Origin of the sequence: Nesterenkonia sp. Act20, assembly GCF_019173455.1 — a bacterium.
Lineage (GTDB): Bacteria > Actinomycetota > Actinomycetes > Actinomycetales > Micrococcaceae > Nesterenkonia.
Window position 1 is genome coordinate 600034 of the sequence record NZ_JADPQH010000002.1, and the last position, 20607, is coordinate 620640.

Below are 20607 nucleotides of genomic sequence, written 5' to 3' on the forward strand. Positions count from 1 at the left end.
CCGATCATGACCGATGTGACCGTGAACGAGTCAGACGCAGCAGTCGAACCTGGTGAGACAGACCTGATTGAGACACAGCTGGAGGAGACAGAGCTGACAGAGGACGCGGACCAGGCCGATGCGCCGTCCGCGGATCTCGACGTGTCCGGAGCCGCGCTGGCGGATGAGGAGCTGGCGGCGGTGACCGCGGTACTGGGCACCCTCGCCGCCGCGGCCGATGAATCGGACAACGGCGCCGGCAGCGCCGGACCCACCGACCGCACGCTGCAGCGACGACGTCGGCTCGGCCTGTGGGGCAGGCCCGGCCCCGATTCCTGGAAGCATGCGGCGGGACTGCGATGACACGACTCATCCTCGGATCAGCCTCCACCAGCCGCGCCCGCATCCTCTCCCAGGCGGACATCGGCTTCACCGTGCGCGTCTCCTACGTCGATGAACCCGCCGCGGTGACAGCCGCCCAGCAGCAGGATCAGGGCCAGGCGCTGAGCTCGGCTGCCGAGGCGCAGCTCTTGGCAGACCTGAAGGCGGCCGCCGTCGTCGATCTGCCGGGACTGCACGCGGGCTCGACCGCCAGCACCACGGTGGTGCTCGGCTGTGACTCGGTCTTTGAACTCGACGGCATCAGCTACGGCAAGCCCTATGAGGTCGACGTCGCCGTCCAGCGCTGGAAGCTCATGCGCGGTCGCACCGGAGTCCTGCACACCGGCCACACCCTGATCGACGCCGGCACCGGAGCCCGGGCCCAGCGGACCGTCTCCACGAAGGTCAGCTTCGGCGAGCCCACCGACGCCGAGATCCAGCTCTACGCCGAGTCCGGGGAGCCGCTGCAATGCGCCGGAGCCTTCACCATCGATGGTCGCGGCTCGGCCTTCGTGGAGAAGGTGGAGGGGGACCACCTCTCCGTCATCGGCGTCTCCCCCGCGGCGCTGCGCTCGATGCTCACCGAGCTCGGCCACTCCATCACCGACTTCTGGTCCATGCCGTCACCGGCGGCACACCACTGAGACTCCTCAGGGGCGGTACAGACCGCTCCTGCGAACCCACTGCGGTGGGGGTCAGCGAAAGCAGAGAGAGGAACCATGACCGACTTCACCAAGGTCCTGATCGCCAACCGCGGCGAGATCGCCGTGCGAGTGATCCGCGCCGCCCAGGACGAGGGGCTCGCCGCCGTCGCGGTGTACGCCGACCCCGACCGCGAGGCGGTGCACGTGCACATGGCCGACGAGGCCTATGCACTCGGCGGTGCGACCGCGGCGGAGAGCTACCTGAGCATCCCGAAGATCCTCGCCGCGGCCCGGGCCACCGGCGCCGACGCGATCCACCCCGGATATGGATTCCTCTCTGAGAACGCCGAGTTCGCCCAGGCCGTGATCGGCGCCGGGCTGACCTGGATCGGACCCTCACCCAAGGCGATTGAGACCCTTGGCGACAAGGTCTCGGCGCGGCAGATCGCCGAGAAGGTCGGCGCGCCGCTGGCACCCGGGACCAAGGAGCCGGTCAAGGACGCCAAGGAGGTCATGCGCTTCGCCGAGAAGCAGGGACTGCCGCTGGCCATCAAGGCCGCCTACGGCGGCGGGGGCCGCGGCATCAAGGTCGTGCGGGAACACGATGAGATCGCGGAGCTCTTCGAGTCTGCGGTGCGCGAGGCCGTCTCTGCCTTCGGCCGGGGCGAGTGCTTCATCGAACGTTTCCTGGACTCCCCACGCCATGTGGAGACCCAGTGCCTCGCCGATGAGCACGGCAACGTCGTCGTCGTCTCCACCCGCGACTGCTCGCTGCAGCGGCGCAACCAGAAGCTGGTCGAGGAGGCGCCCGCGCCGTTCCTGAGCAAGGCGCAGACCCGACAGCTCTACCGCTCCTCCAAGGCGATCCTGCGCGAGGCCGGTTATGTCGGTGCGGGCACCTGTGAGTTCCTCATCGGCCAGGACGGCACGATCAGCTTCTTGGAGGTCAACACCCGACTCCAGGTGGAGCACCCGGTCTCCGAGGAGGTCACCGGCATCGACCTGGTCCGTGAGCAGTTCCGGATCGCCCGCGGCGAGCGGCTGGGCTATGAGGATCCCGAGATCCGCGGGCACAGCATCGAGTTCCGCATCAATGGCGAGGACCCGGGCCGAAACTTCATGCCCGCACCCGGGACCCTGGAGACCTTCGACCTGCCCACCGGCCCGGGGGTCCGCGTGGACTCCGGTGTCCGAGCCGGAGAGACCATCTCCGGAGCCTTCGACTCGATGATCGCCAAGGTCATCGTCACCGGTGCCACGCGTGAGCAGGCGCTGCGACGGTCACGGCGGGCGCTGAAGGAGATGAAGATCGAGGGCATGCCCACGGTCCTGCCCTTCCACCGCGCCGTGCTCGAGGACGAAGCCTTCGCCCCTGAACTCGCTGGAGGCTCGCAGACGAGCGCACCCACGCCCGCCGGCGCGAATGCCCCGGTTCTGGACCGCTTGGGTCGACGTCGGTCAGCTCCGGCGGAGACCTTCGGGGTGCACACCCGCTGGATCGAGACTGAGTTCCACAACACGATCGAGCCCTATAACGCGCTGATGGCTCATCCGCCGCATGAGCAGACCGGTGCCCGCGAATCCGTGGTGCTCGAGGTCAACGGCAAGCGCGTCACGGTGAACCTTCCTGCGGCCCTGGCGGCCGGGAAGCTCGGCGGCAAACCTGCCGGGGCCACCAAGCGACGCAAGGCGCGCAGCACCGGGGCGGCAGCTGTCTCAGGCAATGATCTGACCTCGCCGATGCAGGGCACCATCGTGAAGGTGGCTGCCAAGGACGGGGCCAAGGTCTCCGAGGGGGATCTGATCCTGGTGCTGGAGGCGATGAAGATGGAGCAGCCCATCGCTGCGCATAAGTCCGGACGGCTCAAAGGGCTGAAGGCGAAGGCGGGCTCCACAGTCAGCGCCGGCGAGGTCGTGGCGAGCATCGTCGACTGACCGGCGCGCGGCGGGTCCGGCCCAACCCAGCGGGCCTGGCCAACGCGGCGGGTGGCAGCGCACGGCAGGTGCGGGACGCGCCTAACCCTGCCGGCCTGCGACGATCTGCTGCACCCGGTCAAAGAGCGGGTCGCCCGGCTGGAGTCCGGTCACCTCGGTGGTGAACGCCGCAGCGTCGAGCTCGCGCAGCATCTCCTGCATCTGCTGGGTCTGCTCATCCTCCTCGGAGGTGAACGCCAGCGCTGCCTCGACCGTGGAGAGCAGGGCCTCCACACTGAGACCGCGCTCGGCGGCCTCGATGGCCGGCCCGATGAGCCGTTCATGGCGGGAGAGCTTGCGCAGCGGCTGACGCCCCACCCGCTGGACCGTGTCGGGAAGCTCCGGGTTGCGGAACCGATCGAGGATGGTCCGGCGGTAGGCGGCCATATCCTCGACCTCGAAACCATGCTTGTCCACGAGCAGCGCCGAGGTCTCCTCCAGCGTGGCGCTGACCCCGGCGAACACGGCGTCGTCGGAGAGGGCCTCGGCGATCTTCTGCTTGCCCGCGGCTGCGCCCAGGTAGGCGGCTGTGGCGTGTCCGGTGTTCACGGTGAAGAGCTTGCGCTCGATGAAGGGCCCCAGGTCCTCGACGAAGTGCGCGCCCGGGATGTTGGGCCGCTCCCCCGCGAAGGGACCGGACTCGATCGCCCACTCGTAGAAGGGCTCCACGGTCACATCGACTCCGGCGCCCTCGGGCTGCCCGGGGACGATCCGGTCCACCGCGGTATTCGCGAAGACCGCGCGGGCGGCGAGCACCGGCCACTGATCACCGGCCAGCTCTTCCATATGCCCGCGCAGGGTATCGGTGGCGCCCAATGCGTTCTCACACGCCATCACCTGCAGCGGAGCTGACTGATCGGGGCGCAGCCGCAGCCCGGCCACGATGTGCGGGGCGATGAACTTCAAGATGGTGGGACCCACGGCCGTGGTCACCACGTCGGCTGAGGAGATCTCCTCAGCCACCGCCGCAGGATCCTCGGCGCTGTTGATGGCACTGAAGTTGCTGACCACCCGATCCTTGCCGCCGTCGCCGACCTCATGGACGGTGTAGCTCTCCGCTGCGGAAAGCGCATCCACCAGAGGTGCCGCGACGTCGGAGAAGACGAGGTCGTAGCCGCCCTCATGCAGCAGGGTTCCGACGAAACCGCGACCGATATTGCCAGCGCCGAAATGGACTGCCTTCATAGTGACTCCCAGAAATAGGTGCTCGAGAAAAAGGATGCGAAACAGTGGAGGAGGTGCGCCGCCGGGTACCCCGGCAGTGACGCACCCCCTCCACTGTCATGTACTTCTACAGAGCCGCAGCTCAGCCCTTGTTGACGGCCGAGAGCAGCTTCAGCAGCTCTTCCTCGGAGGAAGCCTGCTTGAGACGAGTCACCTCGGACTCGTCGGCGAAGAGCTCAGCGATCTTCGAGAGGATCTCCAGGTGCTCGTCTCCGACACCGGCGATGCCGACCACGAAGGTGACCTTCTCACCGGACCAGTCCACGCCGCCGTCGTATCGGGTGACCGAGAGCGCCGAGGCCTTGACGGCCGACTTCGCGTCATTGGTGCCGTGCGGGATGGCCAGCTCATTGCCCATGTAGGTGGAGACCGTGGCCTCGCGGTCCTTCATGGCAGCGAGGTAGTCCTCAGTGACCGCTCCTGCGGAGCCGAGGATCTCAGCGGCCTCGCCGAGTGCCTCGTCCTGGGAGGCAGAGCCGGAGTGGATTCGCACCTGAGCCAGTGTGAGGATCTGCGAGTCGCTGCGGACTCGGGTGTCCGTGGCCACTCCGCCGGCCGCAGCCGGATCAGAGTCTGCTGCACCGTTGGAACCAGATCCGTTCGAAGAACGGCCCTGCTGCTCTTCACTCTCGCGCACCATCGCCACGACGTCGTCGTACTCTGGGGCGTTCATGAAGCTGTCCACCGAGACGTGCACTGCCTGGGGCTCTTTGGCCTTGGCGCGATCGGTGAGCTGCTGCTGGGTGATGACCAGGTCGGCGTCACCCGGAAGCGAGGCGATGGCCTTGTTGGTCACGGTGACGCCGTCGATGCCCGCATTCTTGATCTTCTTGCGCAGCACCGAGGCCCCCATGGCGGAGGAACCCATGCCGGCGTCGCAGGCGAAGATGATGTTGCTGATCTTCTGCGCCGGGACCTGCGTGGCGGACGACAGGTTCGCCAGGTGCGAGGAGGACTTGCCTTTGTTCGCCTCGGTCTTGGCCACGGCCGCGGAGAAGCTGTCCTCGTTTGCCGCCAGGTCGCGCTTGCGGCTGGAGAGCAGGATCACCGTGGCCACGGCGAAGGTCACGCCTGCCGAGAGGATCACGGAAAGGATGACGCCCAGGTACGAATCCGAGGCCGTCTGTGCGATGACCGCGAAGATCGACCCTGGTGCCGCCGGGGCCCTCAGTCCAGCGTCGAAGACCATATTCGTGCCCACGCCGGTGGCGCCACCGGCGATCACTGCCAGCAGCAGCGCTGGCTTCATCAGCACGTAGGGGAAGTAGACCTCGTGGATGCCACCGAGGAACTGGATGAGGATCGCGCCGGGGGCGGTGGCCTTGGCAGCGCCCACACCGAAGAAGGTGAACGCCAGCAGGACACCGAGGCCCGGACCGGGGTTCGCCTCGAGCAGGAAGAGGATGGACTTGCCGTTCTCTGCCGCGTCGGCCACGCCCAGCGGCGTCAGCACGCCGTGGTTGATGGCGTTGTTGAGGAAGAACACCTTGGCCGGTTCGATGATGATGGAGGTCAGCGGCAGCAGGTTGGTGTCGATGAGCCAGCGCACGGCCGTGCCCATCACATCCATGATCGCGTTGATCACCGGTGCGACCCAGTAGAAGCCTGCAATGGCGAGCAGGAATCCGCCGATGCCGGCGGAGAACATGTTGACCAGCATCTCGAAGCCGGACTTGATCTTGCCCTCCCACAGGCTGTCCAACCACTTGATGACGTAGGCGCCGAGCGGGCCCATGATCATCGCACCGATGAACATGTGGACCTCAGGCAGCTGATCAGCGCCCTCTTCCAGACCGGCGTTGAACTGCGCCACGAGCCAGTCGGAGCCGGCGATGACACCCATGGTGGCGATCGCACCGACGACGGCGCCGCGGGTCTCGTAGATCATCTTGCCGCCCTGCATGGCGATCAGGATCGGCAGCAGGTAGTGGATCATCGGGCCGACGATGGAGGCAAGAGCCTCATTCGGCAGGAAGCCGACGTCGATGAACAGAGCGGTGATGATGCCCCAGGCGATCAGCGCGGGGATGTTGGGCATGATCATGCCCGAGAGGAATGAGCCGAATTTCTGGACGGCAACTCGTGCGCCGCCCTTCTCCCTCGTCTCAGATGACACCGTCGTCATAGCGGAGCCTCTTTCTTGTATTGAGGAGACGACCCCCTGTGGGTACGTCAAAGGTGGTGATTCAGGATTGTTGTGCGGCCTTGAGCGCTGATGCGCGCGCCTGCGCCGCAGTGGCGGCGGTCAGCGCGGCTTCGGCGATGCTCTTGGCCTCATCGAAGGTGTGCAGCTTCAGCTCCGCGCGCACATCTGCGAGCGCGGCGGGAGACATGGACAGCGTGTTCACGCCGAGTCCGACCAGGACGACGGCGAGCAGCGGATCCGCCGCCGCCTCGCCGCAGACGCCGACCGGCTTGCCGGAGGTGATGCCTGCTGCGCCGACCTGACGGATCAGTCGCAGCACGGCGGGGTGCCAGGGGTCCTGAAGGGAGGCCACCGAGCCCAGCATGCGGTCTGCGGCCATCGTGTACTGGGTGAGGTCATTGGTGCCGATGGAGGCGAAGTCGGTGCGCGACATCAGCTCATCAGCCATCAGTGCGATGGAGGGAACCTCCACCATGACTCCGGCGGTGGCCAGCCCGTGCTCCTTGGCCAGGGCGGTGAACTCCTCGGCCTCTTCCACAGTGGAGACCATCGGGGCCATGACCCACAGGTCTGCCTCGGTGTTCTCCTGTGCCTGCGCCAGTGCCGTGAGCTGATCCTTGAGGATCGCCTCATTGGCCATCAGCGCGCGCAGCCCGCGCAGGCCCAGCGCGGGGTTCTCCTCGGGCTGGTCATTGAGGAAGCTCAGCGGCTTGTCGGCACCCGCGTCCAACGCGCGCACCACCACCTTCTGACCCGGAAACGCTTCAAGGACCTTCTGGTAGGCCTCCCGCTGCTCGTCCACGGAGGGAGCTTCGTCGGCGCTGAGGAAGAGGAACTCGGTCCGGAACAGGCCCACTCCTTCCGCGCCGAGCGCCACGGCCTTGTTCGCGCTCTTGAACGATCCGAGGTTCGCCAGCAGCGGCACGGAGGTGCCGTCGGCGAGCGCCCCAGGGGTCAGCGGAGCGGCGGCCTCGGCGTCGCGAGCGGCCCGGCGGACTTCGGCGTCGCTGACCTGTGCCGCGGTGGGGTGGGTGAACACGGTCCCCGCCACAGCATCGACGATGACCTGCTCACCCTCGGTGAGCTCGGACGCCTCGGCCACGCCGACGATCGCGGTGATGGACTTCTCGCGGGCGAGTATCGCCGTGTGTGAGGTCGGCCCGCCCTGGATGGTGATCAGGGCCTGGACCTTCTCCAGGTCCAGCAGCGCGGTGTCGGCCGGCGCGAGGTCCTCCGCAACCAGGACGAAGGGATGCCCGGGGTCCGGGACTCCCGGGGCGGGCAGTCCGCGCAGGCTGGCGATGACACGCTGGGCCACGTCGGAGAGGTCTGAGGCGCGCTCCCCCAGGTATCCTCCGAGCTGCTCCAGCGTCTCGCGGAACTCGGCAAACGCTGCGTGGACCGCGAATTCTCCGGTCTTGCCGGCCTTGAGTCGCGTCTGCACGGATTCTTCCAGCGTGGGGTCCTGGGCCATCATGGCCTGGGCCTCCAGCACATCCTTGGCAGTGCCGCCAACGGCGCGCCCGCGCTCGTCGAGCTCCGCCGCAACGGCGGCCACGGCTTCCTTGACACGCTGGGTCTCGTCCTCGAGGCTCAGCTCCGAGGATTGGTCCTCAGGCGCGGGCGGCGGCGGAGACATTCGGGCCACCGGTCCGATGGCGATGCCCCTACCGACCCCGATGCCGGAGAGTTCGGACATCAGGAGGCCTCGTCGTGGTCGGTCTTCAGGAAGGTCTCCAGGCTATCCAGGGTCTGCTCCTCGTTCTCGCCCTCGGCCGTGAGCACGACCTCGTCGCCCTTCTCCACACCGAGGGAGAGCACACCGAGGATGCTGGCGGCGTTGACCGACTTCTCACCCTTGGCGATCGTCACCTCAGCACCGGCGGACTGGGCGGCCTCCACGAAGAGCTTGGCTGGGCGGGCATGCAGGCCCTGGGAGGAGGCGACGGTGACGGTGCGAGTAGAGCTCATGAGAGTCCCTTTCGAGTTGAGGCGGCGGCCGCCGCATCGGGCATAGGAAATGCCTCCAGGATCAGTGCAAGCGCACTGGTGCCCTGAAGGTCTGAATAGATGTCAGCGGGAAGAAGCTCCACCACTGTGCCGGCCGGCGCAGTGAGGCCACGGATGTCCTCGAGCGAGCCCGCCAGCGGTGGGCCCAGGAGGATCATGTCCGCGGAGTCGAGATCATGCAGCAACGAGGTCTGATTGCCAGCGCGCACCACATAGGGCACGCCGTTGCGGCGCATCGCCTGCTGCACGCGCTGCGCCACGAAGGTGCTGGACGCGCCAGCACCACAAACCACCAGGATCTCCATTGATCTCGAACTCCTTCCTCCTCGATTGTGCAGTGATTCACGGCACACCGCACCGGTGTGGGACTGAGAGTTCTTTCCGGCGGGGAGGAAAAACGCCCTGCCAGAAGCGGGCAGCCCGGTAAGGTTTGAGCGTGGACAGGATGAGCAAGCGTCAGGAGCAGCTGGTCCAGCTGCTTCTGCGCGAGCCAGGCTGGATCACCGCCGGTTCGCTTGCAGATCTCCTCGGGGTCACTCCGCGCAGCGTTCGCTCCTATATCGCCCAGATCAATGCCCGGGCCGAACCGGCCCCGCATGCCATCGAATCCGGGCCCCTGGGCTACCGCGCCGATCGCGCGGCGTTGGCGGCGCTGCGCAGCGAATCGGCGCGCACCTCCACGCGGGACCGGCTGCACGGACTCGTGCATGAGCTGCTGGAGGCGCGCAATGGCGTGGACCTGCGCCGGACGGCGGAGCGGCTCTATGTCTCCGAGGCCACCGTGGACGCCGACCTTCTCCGGGTGCGTGAGCTGATCTCGGGTACCGGTGTCACGGTGCAGCGCTCGGGATCCCGAGCGCTGCTCGCCGGAGACGAGCTGGCTCAACGGCGGCTGGTCTCCAAGCTTGCCCACGAGGAGATGGAGCGCGGATCCTTCGACGGCGAGGGCCTGCGCCGCGCCGCTGGCCTCGGCTCCCTGGAAGCTGAGTCCTTCGGCCCCTTCAAACGCGCCCTCGCCGCGCAGCTGGCGGAACAGGGCTATTACGTCAATGAGTTCGCCTCCACCGACGTGGTCCTGCATGTGGCCATCGCCGCCGATCGGGTCAGTCATGGGCATCCGCTGGAGGGCACCCACCTAGAGCCGAGCGCGCAGCAGCAGCGACTGGCAGGAATGATCGGGACGCTCTCCACGGAGCACTTCGGGGTCTCGTTGGGTCAGGGGGACCTGCAGCATCTGGCATCCCTGGTGCTCACCCGGGTGGTCGCCTCCGACGGCAGCGCCGGCACGGAGGTGCCGCTGGACGCCGAGGTGGAGCGGGCGGTGATCCGCGCCGTCGGACATGCCGCCGAAGAATACCTGGTGGACATCGCGCACAGTGACTTCATCCGCCGGCTGAGCCTTCATGTGCAGAACCTGGTCCACCGGGCGCGGGAGCAGGCCTGGTCTCGCAACCCGCTGACCAAGTCGCTGAAGGCGACGTACCCGATGATCTTTCAGGTGGCGGTCTCCATCGCCAGTGACATCGCGGAGCAGCTCAAGGTGAGCATCCGCGAGGACGAGATCGCCTATATCGCGATGCACGTGGGCGGCCGGCTGGAACGCAGCCGTCGGGCGGAGACGGCTCTGACCGCGACCATCGTCTGCCCGGGGTACTACGAGCTTCATGACCTGCTGCGCTCGCGGCTCGATGAGTCACTCGGTCCGGGCATCGAGGTCACCGCCGTGGAGACCCGGGTGGATCCGGACTGGTCAGCGATGACCACCGATCTGGTGCTCACCACCATCGAGCCCCCGGTCCCCGATGAGCGCACAGTGCAGCTCGCGCCCTTCGTCACCGAGGCCGATATTCAGCGCATCGCCGCCGTTGCCTCGAAGCGCCGTCGCGCCCGGCGACTGACCCGGCTGCGAGGAGAGCTCGAGCGCTACCTGAGCCCGGAAGCCTTCATCCGGCCACTGCGGGCCAGGGATGAGGAAGATGCCATCCGCCAGCTCAGCGCACCGCTGATCGCCCGCGACATCATCGACGAGGACTACGTGCTCGGCACCATCGAACGGGAGCGGCTCTCCTCCACGGCGTTCACCGAGTCGCTGGCTGTGCCGCATGCGTTGAGCATGACCGCGCGGAGGACTGCACTCTCGATCGGGATCGCCGAGGGGTCCATCCGCTGGGGCGAGGGCCGCATCCAGGTGGTGGCCCTGGCGGCGTTCTCCGAATCGGAGCGCGACGCGTTCCAGACCATCTTCGAGCAGCTCGTCGAGGTGCTCAGCGAGCGCGAATCGCTGCAGCGGCTGCTGCGCCGCGGCACCGACTTCGGTCGGTTCCTCGACGAGCTGGTCGCCGTCGTCGACGGCTGAGCGAGCCGACTGCTGCTGAGCCGGCTGCAACTGCTGATGAGTCGACTGAGGGGCGGCCCCGAATGGGAGCCGCCCCTCAGTGCACAGGCGTAGTTCAGTGCACAGGCGTAGTTCAGTCCGCGGAGGCCTGCGTGTAGAGCGACTTCTTCGAGGTCTCCGGGGCCAGCACCAGTGCGATCACGGTCAGCGCACCGAGTCCCGCGAGGTAGAGGCCGACGGCGGCGACGCCGTAGTTCTGCACCAGCCAGGCCGCCACGAACGGCGTCAGCGCCGCACCCAGGATGGAGGCCGCGTTGTAGGCGACTCCGGACCCGGTGTAGCGGGTGTTGGTGGGGAACAGCTCCGGCAGCACTGCGGACATCGGGCCGAAGGTCAGCCCCATGAGCGTCATGCCCACGGCCAGGAAGATCAGCATCTGCCAGACGTTCAAGTCGTCTCCGGTCCCCATGGAATCGGCGGAGAGCCAGAATCCGAAGCTCAGCCCGAAGAGCATGATCGCCACGGTGACCACGATCAGCATCGGGCGGCGCCCGAACTTGTCGGCAAGTTTGCCGGCGACGGGGACGAAGATCGCGAAGAACACGATGGCGATGAGCTGCAGCACCAGGAAGTCCTGATAGCCGTAGCCGAGACCCCCGGTCTCACCCGAGCCGATGGCGTAGGAGAGGACCCAGGTGGTCATCAGGTAGAACAGGCCGTAGGTGGCGAGCATGATGAACGTGCCCAGGATGATCTCCCACCAGTTGCGGCGGAAGACCTCGCCGATCGGCGCCTTGACGCGTTCATTGCTGGCCATCGCCTTGGCGAAGACGGGGGTCTCCTCGATGCGCAGCCGGACATAGAGTCCGACGCCGACCATGATCACCGAGAGCAGGAACGGCAGGCGCCAGCCCCAGACCAGGAACGGGTCGGTGAGGTCGCTGGCTGTGGAGTCGTAGGAGAAGGCGGTGGCGAGCACCAGGAAGAGTCCGTTGGCCAGGATGAAGCCGAACGGGGCGCCCAGCTGGGGCCACATGGCCGCCTGTGCGCGCTTGCCCGGACGGGCGGTCTCGGAGGCGAGCAGCGCCGCGCCGGACCATTCGCCGCCGAGGCCCAGGCCCTGGCTGAAGCGCAGGATCGTCAGCAATGCCGGAGCCCAGAGGCCGATCTGCTGGTAGGTGGGCAGCAGCCCGATCAGGAAGGTGGCGATGCCCATGGTCAGCAGCGCGCCGACGAGGGTCGCCTTGCGGCCGACCTTGTCGCCGTAATGGCCGAAGATGATGGCACCCAGCGGGCGCGCCACAAAGGCGGCACCGAAGGTGGCCATGGAGGCCAGCAGCGCCGAACCCTCGTCGCCGTAGAAGAAGAGCAGCGGGAAGATCGACACCGCCGCGGTGGCGTAGATGTAGAAGTCGTAGAACTCGATCGTGGTCCCGATGAGCGAGGCCAGGATGATCCGGTGGCGCGGGATGTTGCTGTGCGACTCGTCCACGGCAGCGTGGGGCTGAGACGAGGTCTCGGGCGCAGAAGGCTCAACAGAGGCAGGCATGAGGGGGCATCTCCACAAGAGGAACGAATGGTTTCAGGCGCCGAAGCGGCGCAGGGGAAGATACTAGGTCCGCGCGGTGCTGGCATTGAAGTTCTGCCGATGGCGTCTCAGCAGCTGAGACTCGAGGTGGGCCGGGACCCTTGACGCGCTGCATCACGGATGCCCGCGAGCGCCGAGGTCCTGTGCGTCATCGCAGCGCCGGAGGGTCAGAGCGTCTTCACGTGCCGGATCGTTCTAGTCCACCTGCCATGCGCAGAACACTCTGGGCAGCCAGAGACGCTGAGAGCAGCAGGTGCAGCGATATCCCCATGACCGCCACCAGAGCGGCCCCGTAGTTTCCGTCGACCCCGCTGCGCAGGGAAAACTCTCCCAGCACAGTGGTAGAGGTGGCGGTGAGACCCATGATCAGATTTGTGAGGCGTAGTGAGTTCCTCAGCACTCGAGGCATCGAAACCCATGCCGTCGCGAGGAGCGCGGCCAGGGACATACCCATGACGGTGTAGCTGAGCGCCGGCGGCATCACATTGCCAAAGACGCCGAGTACGTCCCACGCAATGGCAAACACACCAAAATGAAGAACTGCCGAAATTGCCAAGCACACAGCAGTAAGGCTTTGTCGATGCCTCATGTAGTTACTGCTTTCCTTTTGAGCAGTCAGAGAAACCGCTCTGCAGCAAGCGTCAGTGGCTTCATAAGGGTCTGGTTGCTCTCCCAGCATAGGGGAGCCGAGATCACCAAGAGCTGTCAGTAGTACACCGCCAGCGGTCCGTGCGGTCCGTCGATGACCGTGACCTCGGTGTTGAAGACCCGGGAGAGCACCGCGTCGCGCATGATCTGCTCGGGCGGTCCGTGTTCTGCGACCACTCCGTCTTTCATGGCGAGGATCTGATCCGAGTAGTGTGCGGCGAAGTTGATGTCATGCAGCACGATCAACACGGTGCGGCCCAGCTCATCGGCCGCCCGGCGCAGCTGCTGCATCATCTGGACCGCATGCTGCATGTCCAGATTGTTCAGCGGCTCGTCCAGCAGCACGTAGTCGGTGTTCTGCGCCAGAACCATCGCCACGTAGGCGCGCTGCCGCTGCCCGCCGGAAAGCTGGTCGAGATAGCGGTTCTCCAGCTCGGCGAGGTCCAAGAAGTCGATCGCCTCAGAGATGTGCCGTTCATCTTCGGCAGTGAGCCGCCCCTTGGAATGCGGAAAGCGGCCGAAGCCCACGAGCTGGCGCACGGTGAGCCGAGTGACGAAGTGGTTCTCCTGGCGGAGGATCGAGAGGATCTTCGCGATGGTCTTAGAGGGAGAGTTCACGACGTCGTGCCCGGCAACCTCGATCCGGCCGGAGTCCACACCGAGCAGCCGCCCGATCATGGTGAGGATCGTCGATTTCCCCGCTCCGTTGGGGCCGACCAGCGCGGTGATGCCTCCGGCGGCGATCTCCACGGTCATCGGTCCGATCTGCACGGAGTCGGCTGACCCCTTGGAGCCGTAGTTCTTGGTGACCTCGGTCAGGCTGATCACAGGCGACCCTTTCGCATCAGGACTATCAGGAAGACGATTCCGCCGAGGAGCTCGATGATCAGCGTCACCGCACCCTCGGCATAGAAGACATGGCGCATGATGAAAAACGCGCCGGCCAGCACGGTGTAGCCGATGAGCATCGCCATGGGGAACAACATCCGGTGGGAGTAGGTGTCTGCGAACTGATAAGCCAGCGTGGCCACGAGGAATCCCAGGAAGGTCATCGGCCCGACCAGCGAGGTGCTCATCGCCATCAGCACCGAGACCAGCAGCAGGATGAACATCACCTCGCGCTTGTGGTTCACTCCCAGATTGTCAGCAGTGTTGCGCCCCAGCGCGACCACGTTGAGTCTGCGCGCCCTCCACCACAGCACTCCCCCGGCGAGCAGCGCGATAGGGATCGCGTAGGGAAGGTACTCGGCGCGTCCGTTTCCGATGTTGCCGAAGAGCCGCGCGGTGAGCACGTCGAACTCACTCGGGGTGAGGACTCGCTGCATGAACGTGGACAGCGAACCGAGGCCTCCGCCGATCACCACGCCCACGAGCAGCATGATGTGGATGTTGGAGAACTTCCCACTGAGCAGCCAGGAGTAGAGGATCGTCGCGAAGAGGACCATCGCGGCGGCCTGCATCAGGAACTGCGGCAGGCCGGTGAGCATGGTGACTCCGGCAATGCCGAAGAAGAACACGGCGCCTGTCTGGATCGCGATGTAGAGCGATTCGAAGCCCATGATCGATGGGGTTATGATCCGGTTGTTCGTGGCGGTCTGGAAGGCCACCGTGGCCATCGCCTGGCAGAAGGCGACGACGCCGATGATCAGCAGGGTCTTGATGCGCATCTGAGCGATCAGCCAGTAGCCGGAGGAGCCGAACGGCATCGGGTTGCCGTAGCCGAGGATCCCCAGCGTGAAGAACAGCGAGAGACCCCCCAGCAGCGCCATCACCGCGACGTAGCGCAGACCATGCCGGCGGCTGGTGATCGCCCCGGAGCGGCGGGCGCGGACTCCTGGCGGTCGAGCTGCGTGCTCCGCGGGCGCCCATCCGCGTCCGCGCCCGCTGACAGCTTCGGGAGATCCTGCCCTGCGGGGGTCCTGTCCTCGTTCGCGGTCGAGCTGCGTCGTCATGTGACAAACCCTCCTGACTTGCGCTGGCGCAGCAGCAGTCCGACGAACACCACGGCCCCGACCACACCGAGCACCAGTCCGACGGGGATCTCGAAGGGAGCGCGGATGGTGCGTCCGATCAGATCGCAGACGGTGACCGTGGCGATGCCTGCCAGGCAGACCCACGGCAGGTTGCTGCGCAGGTCATCACCGCGGAAGAGGGAGACCACGTTGGGAACGATCAGCCCGAGGAAGGGCAACACCCCCACCACGGTGGCGGTGACGCCGGTGGCCACGGCGACCATGGCGGTGCCCATGAAGAGCACGGCCGTGTAGTTCAGCCCCACATTGGTGGCCATATCCCGCCCCAGCCCCGCCACAGTGAACTGATCGGCGGTGACGAACACCAGGACGGTGACCACCAGCACCAGCCACATCAGCTCGTATCGGCCCTCGACCACCCGGGTGAAGGACCCGGCGAACCAGATGCCCAGGGTCTGGAGATGATCGGTCATCAGTGCGATGTAGGTGGTGAACGAGCTGACCACGGCACCGAGCATGATGCCGATGATGGGGACGATGAGCGAGGACTTCAGCGTCACGCGCTGGAGAAACAAGAAGAAGACCACAGTGCCGATGAACGCCATCGTCACGGCGCCGGACATCCGCGCCAGCATGGAGGCACCGGGGAAGAGCCACAGCACCAGGATCAGTCCGAGGCCGGCCCACTCCGTGGTGCCGGTGGTGGTGGGCTCGACGAAGCGGTTCTGCGTGAGCAGCTGCATGATGAGTCCACACATCGCCATCGACGCACCGGCCAGGACCAGCGCAATCGTCCGCGGGACGCGGGTGATGCCGAACATCCAGAAGCCGTCCTCGCTGAACACCTCGTACTGGCCTGTGCCGAGTGAGAGCAGCAGAAGCCCACAGGTGATGAGGAGCCCGACCAGAAGTGCGGGGGTGAAGAGCCGCTGACTTCGCTGGCTGCGCCGGGCCACCGCGGGGCCAGCGACGGCGTCGTCCGGGGGGCTGCCCAGGGTGATGGAGGAGTGGTCTGACATCTGAGCTTCCGGTGACGTGTGCACGATCTGGTGGCTGAGCCTCTCCTGGATGAACTGAGAGAGTCGAGGAGGACCTGAGTGTATTAGCGAATACTGGTGTCGCCTAATAAGGGGACGTCAGCCTCACCCGAAGTCCACCCCCGGATGAGGCTGACGCTGACCCTTATTCACTGACTGGCAAGACAGTGATCTCTCTCATTCCGCCGCTTCGAGGGCATCTGCGAAGTCGCGGAAGAATTCTGTGTAGGCCTGGATGTCCTCGGTGAGATAGAAGTTCTCGGGCAGGTAGACGATGTTGCCCTCCTGGACGGCGGTGACGTTCTGCAGCGCCTCGGAGTCCTCGACGATCTCTGCGGCCGGACTATAGCCCTCTTCCTCCTGGCTGATGCGGGCATCACGATCCATCACCAGCAGCCAGTCGGGGTTCGCTGTCGCGATGGCCTCCACCGAGATGTCATCGCCATGGGACTCATCCTCGCCCTCCTGCTCCAGAGCGGGCACGAGGTCGAAGGTGTCGAAGACCGGCCCGATGGCGCGACCATTGGGTCCGGGTGCCACATAGCTCATATCTCCGCCGGAGGTCAGCAGGCCCATGACCGTCGATTCGCCGTCGTAGGCCTCTTGGACGCGAGCCACCTCGGTCTCCAGCTCCTCGACGAGCCCGGAAGCCGTGTCCTCTGCAGCGAACACGCTGCCGAGTGACTCGGTCTTGCGGACCAGCTCTTCGACCAGGTCAGCGTCTTCCTGAGGCTCGAATTCAAGGATGGTGGCTTCGGGTGCGAGCTCGGCGAGGTCCTGGTAGTACTGCTGGAACCGCTGTCCGTTGATGATCAGGTCGGGCTCGGCGGCCACGACGTTCTCGAGATTGGGCTCTCGGTGCATCCCGAGATCGAGGATGGACTCATCTTCGGCATAGCTGTGGGTCTGTGCATCCATGAGGCCCAGTGGGGCTGCGCTTGGCTGCACCCCGAAGGCCTCGAGGGTGCGGAAGGAGCGGTTGTCGGTGACGATCACGCTCTGCGGATCGGTGGAGACCTCGTGGGTGCCGTGATCATCCTCGATCGTCACCGTCCCGGACCCCGTGCCCTCATCGGTGGACTCCTCGGCCGTCCCTTCGGCAGTCTCCTCAGCCTGGGTGTCGCTGCTGACCTGCTCGGCGTCTGCGGCGTCGGCATCGTCGCCGGCACAGGCGGTCAGCGCAAGAGCGGCGATGGCACCCACGGAGAGCGCACTGAGACCTCTGGAGCGCAGGGTCGAGCTTGGCTGGGCGGTCAATGCAGAGATGGGCATAGGTGTGCCTTTCACGATGCGGGTGATCGAGCCGTGGGCCCGATGATGACGGGAGTAACTACTTAGCGGCCCCTAAGCTAAATAGAACCTACATAGTTAACCTATTCTGTGCAACTGATGACGGCAGTGTGACGAGCACGGGGCGGTACCGTAGAAGGCGATGTCCTCCTCTCCCGATTCGCTGACACCGGTGCTCACCCCCGAGGGGTGGGAGCTGGTCAATACACTTCCGCCCTACGACCCCTCCGCCTCGTTCGGCCTGAATGAGAAGCTCCGACGGGAGGGCCACCCTGCCGAGCGAGTGGCGGCCGCACTGACCCAGTCCCGACTTCGCGCCGAGGCGAGAGCGAAGTTCGGGGACTTTGCAGATCGCATGCTCTTCACCCACGAGGGTCTGCAGCAGTCGACCCGACTGCCGGTGGCGGCCCGCCATGCCCAGCGATTCCGCGCGGCGGGGCTTGACCGAGTTGTGGACCTGGGTTGCGGCCTCGGCGCGGATGCGCTCGCAGCCGCGTCGCTGGGCCTCTTCGTCACGGGGGTGGAGGCAGATGAGAACACTGCGGCGGCGGCGACCATCAACCTGCTTCCCTTCCCCGAGGCGAAGGTCTTGCACAGCACCGCGGAGAGCTTCGCCTCGACCTACGAGCTGACGCGCACTGCGGCACCGCGGGGCTGGGGGCTCTGGCTGGACCCCGCGCGCCGAGACCCGCAAGCTGCCCAGGATTCGCTGCGTTCCGGGCCGACGAGGCTGTGGGACCCCGAGTCCTTCTCCCCACCACTGAGCTTCGTCCTGGACCTGGCCCGCACCGGCACGCCGATGGGCGTGAAGCTGGGACCGGGGCTCCCCCACGACCTCATCCCTGCGGACTGTGAGGCGGAGTGGGTCTCCGTGGATGGAGATCTGGTGGAAGTGGTGCTCTGGTTCAACGCCCTCGCCCGGCCCGGAGTCCGACGTGCGGCGACGGCGCTGCAGAGCCAGTCCCTGCCGAATGAGTCTGGGTCGGAGGAGTCTCCCCCGGACCAGTCCCCGCGGAACTCGCCACATCCGCAGGCGCATCGAGTGGCGGAGCTGAGCAGCTCAACGGATTTCGGCGCCGGCCTCGAGCTCGAGCCGAGCGGAAGCGCCGGGCTCACCGGGGTGCTCCACGAACCGGACCCCGCAGTGATCCGCTCAGAGCTGGTCGCAGAACTCGCCGATGAGCTGGGCGGTCGCCTGCTCGATGGCCACATCGCATACTTCTGCACCGACGGCACCGATCCCGACAAGGAGCGTGGGCTGTCCCGCGGCTACCGGATCCAGGAAGTCCGGCCCTATAGCGTCAAGGCCCTGAAGGCCTGGGCGGCCGAGGAGTCGGTCACCAGCCTGGAGATCAAGAAGCGAGGCGTCGACATCCTCCCCGAGCAGCTGCGTCAACAGGTTCTTCCCAAGAAGCAGACCAGGCGACGGTCAGCGCGTCACCACGCGACAGTGGTCATCACCCGGCTGGGTGAGGAACGGGTCTTCGCGGTGGTGGACCCGCTCTGAATCAGCAGGTGGAGTGCCCGCGCTCTTCCTCGCCGACGCCGACCGGAAGCCTGCCCGGGGCCTCCTGGCCGCTGAGCACCCGCGCGAGCGCCTCGAACGACTCCACCGTGCGTCCGTAGAGGGCTATCTGCGTCGGGGCGTCGGCGGCTGCCAGCACCTCCGGACGGTCTAGTGCGACGGCGATGTCTCCCCCGGCAGGGCTGGACTCGCCGATCAGGTTCACGACGGCGCCGGAGCCCACGGTGATCCCTTCGGCCTGCGCGGCAGAGGCGAGTCTGCTCCGGTCCTGCGCACTGCCGCCGACGATCTGGATCCCCTCAGCGGCGAGGTCTTCCTCGCACTGTCCCGCCACGAGCGTGATGGCCGAGCGCCCCAGCGTCTGCGCTGTGGCTGCTGCAGAGTCCAGCCCGTCAGCCTCGGCTCCGGCCTCGCCGGTGACTTCGCTCTCATCCGCGAGCTCCTCCGGCAGCTCGGCTCCCGGACCCGCGGCCAGCTCTCCGGCGGCGAGGTCAGTCTGCCAGAGCTGCAGCGCGACGACCCGTTGGGCTGCCTCCGTGACGCGCGCACGGTCCAGCTCTCCGGATTCCAGCGCGGCCACGATCGCTGCATGGGCGCCTCGAACGTCGGCGGGCATGAGCAGCAGGTCGGCCCCGGCCTGCAGCGCGAGCACCGCCGCATGGTCACCCCCGTAGCCCTGCACGATGGCACCCATGTTCAGCGCATCGGTGACCACCACTCCGTCGTGGCCCATGTCCCGCAGCTCGGAATAGGCCGCCGCCGAGAGCGATGACGGGGTGCCCTCCTCCAGAGCGGGCACCTCGATGTGTCCCATCATGATCATCGGGACGCCGGCCTCCGCGGCATCGGCGAAGGGCACCCAGTCCCGTGAGCGCAGTTCGTCCAGCGAAGCATCCTGGACCGGAAGCGTCTGGTGGGAGTCTTCGGTGACAGAGCCATGGCCCGGGAAGTGCTTGACTGCCCCGGCGAGCCCGCCCTCGGCGAGGCCGCGGATCCCGCTCAGGGCGAGCTCGGAGACGGCCTCTGCATCTCCGCCGAAGGACCTTGACCCGATGGTGGGATCTGCCGCCCCGACGGTGACGTCACCCTCGGGGGCGAAGCTTGTGGTGAAGCCCAGTTCTTCCAGCTCTGCGGCGAGATGACGGTGTCCGGAGCGGGTGAGTGCGTCGTCGTCGGTCTCACCCTCGCCCGCGCCTTCGGGGGGCCGCGCCTCGTCCTCATCCTCCGCGCTGCCCAGAGCTGCCGCGCCGTAGGACATGGGCGTGGGCCACTCGGTCAGCGGCGCGGCGACCCGCGTGACCAGGCCGCCCTCCTGGTCGACGCTGATCATCGGGGGCACGTCGCGGTCCTGGGCGCCGGAGGTCAGGGTCTCCAGCTCCGCGGCGAGCGTCTCGGTGTCCACGCCCTGGGGTCCGCGCGGAACGTTGTCACCCATGATGATGCTCCCGGCCAGGTGCAGCTCCTCGATCAGGGCAGCCATCGGCGCGGCATCGGTGCTGGCGAACTCCCCCACCAGCACGGATCCGGCGAGCTCCTCGGCGGAGTACTCCGCCACGATCTCCTCGGCGCGCTGTCGGTGCTCCTCCCCCGGTCCGGCGAGCGCGGCCTCATAGGCCTGCCGCGCCTCGACCTGAGCCTCGGCCTGACCTTCGGCCTGGGCCCGCTCCTGTTCGGCGGACCCGGCGCTCTCCTCGACGCCCTCCGGCGACGTCTCCGCAGCGGGTCCGCAGGAGCTGAGCAGCAACACGCTGAGCAGTGAGGCTGCCGCCAGGCGGCGGGAGCGGCGGGGTGTGCCGGGCGAAGTCATGCCTGTCAGGATATCTGCGCAGGCTGAACAGGGCGTCCACTCGGCG

At 66.8% G+C, this 20607-nt stretch carries 17 protein-coding genes; 5 read left to right on the forward strand and 12 right to left on the reverse strand.

Features of this window, described 5'->3' with window-relative positions:
* Positions 1-6: 6 nt before the first annotated feature.
* The 3 genes from IY716_RS12415 to IY716_RS12425 all read left to right on the forward strand — a co-directional run bounded on the left by IY716_RS12415 (position 7) and on the right by IY716_RS12425 (position 2939).
* Positions 7-342, forward strand: a complete 336-nt coding sequence (locus IY716_RS12415; protein WP_218221987.1) for an acyl-CoA carboxylase epsilon subunit — start codon at positions 7-9, stop codon at positions 340-342.
* Positions 339-1004, forward strand: coding sequence for a nucleoside triphosphate pyrophosphatase (locus IY716_RS12420; protein WP_218221988.1), 666 nt, complete (start codon positions 339-341; stop codon positions 1002-1004). Before IY716_RS12415 ends, IY716_RS12420 begins: the two co-directional genes overlap by 4 nt.
* A gap of 75 nt (positions 1005-1079) precedes the next feature.
* The gene (locus IY716_RS12425; protein WP_218221989.1) at positions 1080-2939 is read left to right on the forward strand and encodes a biotin carboxylase N-terminal domain-containing protein; all 1860 of its coding nucleotides are present in this window, start codon (positions 1080-1082) and stop codon (positions 2937-2939) included.
* An 81-nt stretch (positions 2940-3020) separates the two neighbouring features.
* Here the strand turns inward: IY716_RS12425 and IY716_RS12430 are convergent, their stop codons facing one another.
* From IY716_RS12430 to IY716_RS12450, 5 genes are all read right to left on the reverse strand, one after another.
* Positions 3021-4163, reverse strand: coding sequence for a mannitol-1-phosphate 5-dehydrogenase (locus tag IY716_RS12430; protein WP_218221990.1), 1143 nt, complete (start codon positions 4161-4163; stop codon positions 3021-3023).
* A 121-nt stretch (positions 4164-4284) separates the two neighbouring features.
* Positions 4285-6327 carry a PTS mannitol transporter subunit IICBA gene (locus IY716_RS12435; RefSeq protein WP_218221991.1) on the reverse strand — a complete coding sequence of 681 codons (2043 nt, stop codon included), beginning with the start codon at positions 6325-6327 and terminating at the stop codon, positions 4285-4287.
* Positions 6328-6388: 61 nt separating this feature from the next.
* A complete protein-coding gene (gene ptsP, locus IY716_RS12440; RefSeq protein ID WP_218221992.1) occupies positions 6389-8047 on the reverse strand; it encodes a phosphoenolpyruvate--protein phosphotransferase in 1659 nt (552 codons plus the stop codon).
* Complete coding sequence (locus IY716_RS12445) at positions 8047-8319, reverse strand: HPr family phosphocarrier protein (protein WP_218221993.1); 273 nt, start codon at positions 8317-8319, stop codon at positions 8047-8049. Before IY716_RS12445 ends, ptsP begins: the two co-directional genes overlap by 1 nt.
* On the reverse strand, positions 8316-8663 hold the full coding sequence (locus IY716_RS12450; protein ID WP_218221994.1) for a PTS sugar transporter subunit IIB: 348 nt from the start codon (positions 8661-8663) through the stop codon (positions 8316-8318). Before IY716_RS12450 ends, IY716_RS12445 begins: the two co-directional genes overlap by 4 nt.
* A gap of 140 nt (positions 8664-8803) precedes the next feature.
* On the opposite strand from IY716_RS12450, the gene IY716_RS12455 reads away from it, so the two are divergent.
* Positions 8804-10714: a transcription antiterminator gene (locus IY716_RS12455; protein WP_218221995.1), complete on the forward strand. Its 1911-nt coding sequence runs from the start codon at positions 8804-8806 to the stop codon at positions 10712-10714.
* Between the two features lie 112 nt (positions 10715-10826).
* On the opposite strand, the gene IY716_RS12460 is transcribed toward IY716_RS12455, so the two are convergent.
* From IY716_RS12460 to IY716_RS12485, 6 genes are all read right to left on the reverse strand, one after another.
* Positions 10827-12242: an MFS transporter gene (locus tag IY716_RS12460; RefSeq protein ID WP_218221996.1), complete on the reverse strand. Its 1416-nt coding sequence runs from the start codon at positions 12240-12242 to the stop codon at positions 10827-10829.
* A 217-nt stretch (positions 12243-12459) separates the two neighbouring features.
* On the reverse strand, positions 12460-12807 hold the full coding sequence (locus tag IY716_RS12465) for a hypothetical protein (RefSeq protein ID WP_218221997.1): 348 nt from the start codon (positions 12805-12807) through the stop codon (positions 12460-12462).
* A 179-nt stretch (positions 12808-12986) separates the two neighbouring features.
* Positions 12987-13757, reverse strand: a complete 771-nt coding sequence (locus IY716_RS12470) for an ATP-binding cassette domain-containing protein (RefSeq protein ID WP_218221998.1) — start codon at positions 13755-13757, stop codon at positions 12987-12989.
* On the reverse strand, positions 13754-14881 hold the full coding sequence (locus IY716_RS12475) for an iron chelate uptake ABC transporter family permease subunit (RefSeq protein ID WP_218221999.1): 1128 nt from the start codon (positions 14879-14881) through the stop codon (positions 13754-13756). Before IY716_RS12475 ends, IY716_RS12470 begins: the two co-directional genes overlap by 4 nt.
* Positions 14878-15921: an ABC transporter permease gene (locus tag IY716_RS12480; protein WP_218222000.1), complete on the reverse strand. Its 1044-nt coding sequence runs from the start codon at positions 15919-15921 to the stop codon at positions 14878-14880. Before IY716_RS12480 ends, IY716_RS12475 begins: the two co-directional genes overlap by 4 nt.
* Positions 15922-16116: 195 nt before the next feature.
* Positions 16117-17211 (reverse strand): siderophore ABC transporter substrate-binding protein, encoded by a 1095-nt coding sequence (locus IY716_RS12485; RefSeq protein WP_218222001.1) that lies wholly within the window; start codon positions 17209-17211, stop codon positions 16117-16119.
* A gap of 160 nt (positions 17212-17371) precedes the next feature.
* Between IY716_RS12485 and IY716_RS12490 the strand changes: the two genes are divergently transcribed.
* On the forward strand, positions 17372-18736 hold the full coding sequence (locus IY716_RS12490) for an SAM-dependent methyltransferase (RefSeq protein WP_218222002.1): 1365 nt from the start codon (positions 17372-17374) through the stop codon (positions 18734-18736).
* A gap of 1 nt (position 18737) precedes the next feature.
* Here IY716_RS12490 and IY716_RS12495 read toward each other — a convergent pair whose 3' ends face one another.
* Positions 18738-20561, reverse strand: a complete 1824-nt coding sequence (locus tag IY716_RS12495; protein WP_218222003.1) for a glycoside hydrolase family 3 N-terminal domain-containing protein — start codon at positions 20559-20561, stop codon at positions 18738-18740.
* Between the last annotated feature and the right edge of the window lie 46 nt (positions 20562-20607).

Excerpts from the sequence above, each read along its gene's own strand:
- IY716_RS12425 (WP_218221989.1), top strand. The coding sequence starts at position 1,080 with ATGACCGACTTCACCAAGGTCCTGATCGCCAACCGCGGCGAGATCGCC.
- IY716_RS12430 (WP_218221990.1), bottom strand. The coding sequence starts at position 4,163 with ATGAAGGCAGTCCATTTCGGCGCTGGCAATATCGGTCGCGGTTTCGTC.
- IY716_RS12480 (WP_218222000.1), bottom strand. The coding sequence starts at position 15,921 with ATGTCAGACCACTCCTCCATCACCCTGGGCAGCCCCCCGGACGACGCC.
- IY716_RS12455 (WP_218221995.1), top strand. The coding sequence starts at position 8,804 with ATGAGCAAGCGTCAGGAGCAGCTGGTCCAGCTGCTTCTGCGCGAGCCA.
- IY716_RS12420 (WP_218221988.1), top strand. The coding sequence starts at position 339 with ATGACACGACTCATCCTCGGATCAGCCTCCACCAGCCGCGCCCGCATC.
- ptsP (WP_218221992.1), bottom strand. The coding sequence starts at position 8,047 with ATGTCCGAACTCTCCGGCATCGGGGTCGGTAGGGGCATCGCCATCGGA.
- IY716_RS12445 (WP_218221993.1), bottom strand. The coding sequence starts at position 8,319 with ATGAGCTCTACTCGCACCGTCACCGTCGCCTCCTCCCAGGGCCTGCAT.
- IY716_RS12490 (WP_218222002.1), top strand. The coding sequence starts at position 17,372 with ATGTCCTCCTCTCCCGATTCGCTGACACCGGTGCTCACCCCCGAGGGG.
- IY716_RS12435 (WP_218221991.1), bottom strand. The coding sequence starts at position 6,327 with ATGACGACGGTGTCATCTGAGACGAGGGAGAAGGGCGGCGCACGAGTT.
- IY716_RS12415 (WP_218221987.1), top strand. The coding sequence starts at position 7 with ATGACCGATGTGACCGTGAACGAGTCAGACGCAGCAGTCGAACCTGGT.
- IY716_RS12450 (WP_218221994.1), bottom strand. The coding sequence starts at position 8,663 with ATGGAGATCCTGGTGGTTTGTGGTGCTGGCGCGTCCAGCACCTTCGTG.
- IY716_RS12495 (WP_218222003.1), bottom strand. The coding sequence starts at position 20,561 with ATGACTTCGCCCGGCACACCCCGCCGCTCCCGCCGCCTGGCGGCAGCC.
- IY716_RS12460 (WP_218221996.1), bottom strand. The coding sequence starts at position 12,242 with ATGCCTGCCTCTGTTGAGCCTTCTGCGCCCGAGACCTCGTCTCAGCCC.
- IY716_RS12485 (WP_218222001.1), bottom strand. The coding sequence starts at position 17,211 with ATGCCCATCTCTGCATTGACCGCCCAGCCAAGCTCGACCCTGCGCTCC.
- IY716_RS12475 (WP_218221999.1), bottom strand. The coding sequence starts at position 14,881 with ATGACGACGCAGCTCGACCGCGAACGAGGACAGGACCCCCGCAGGGCA.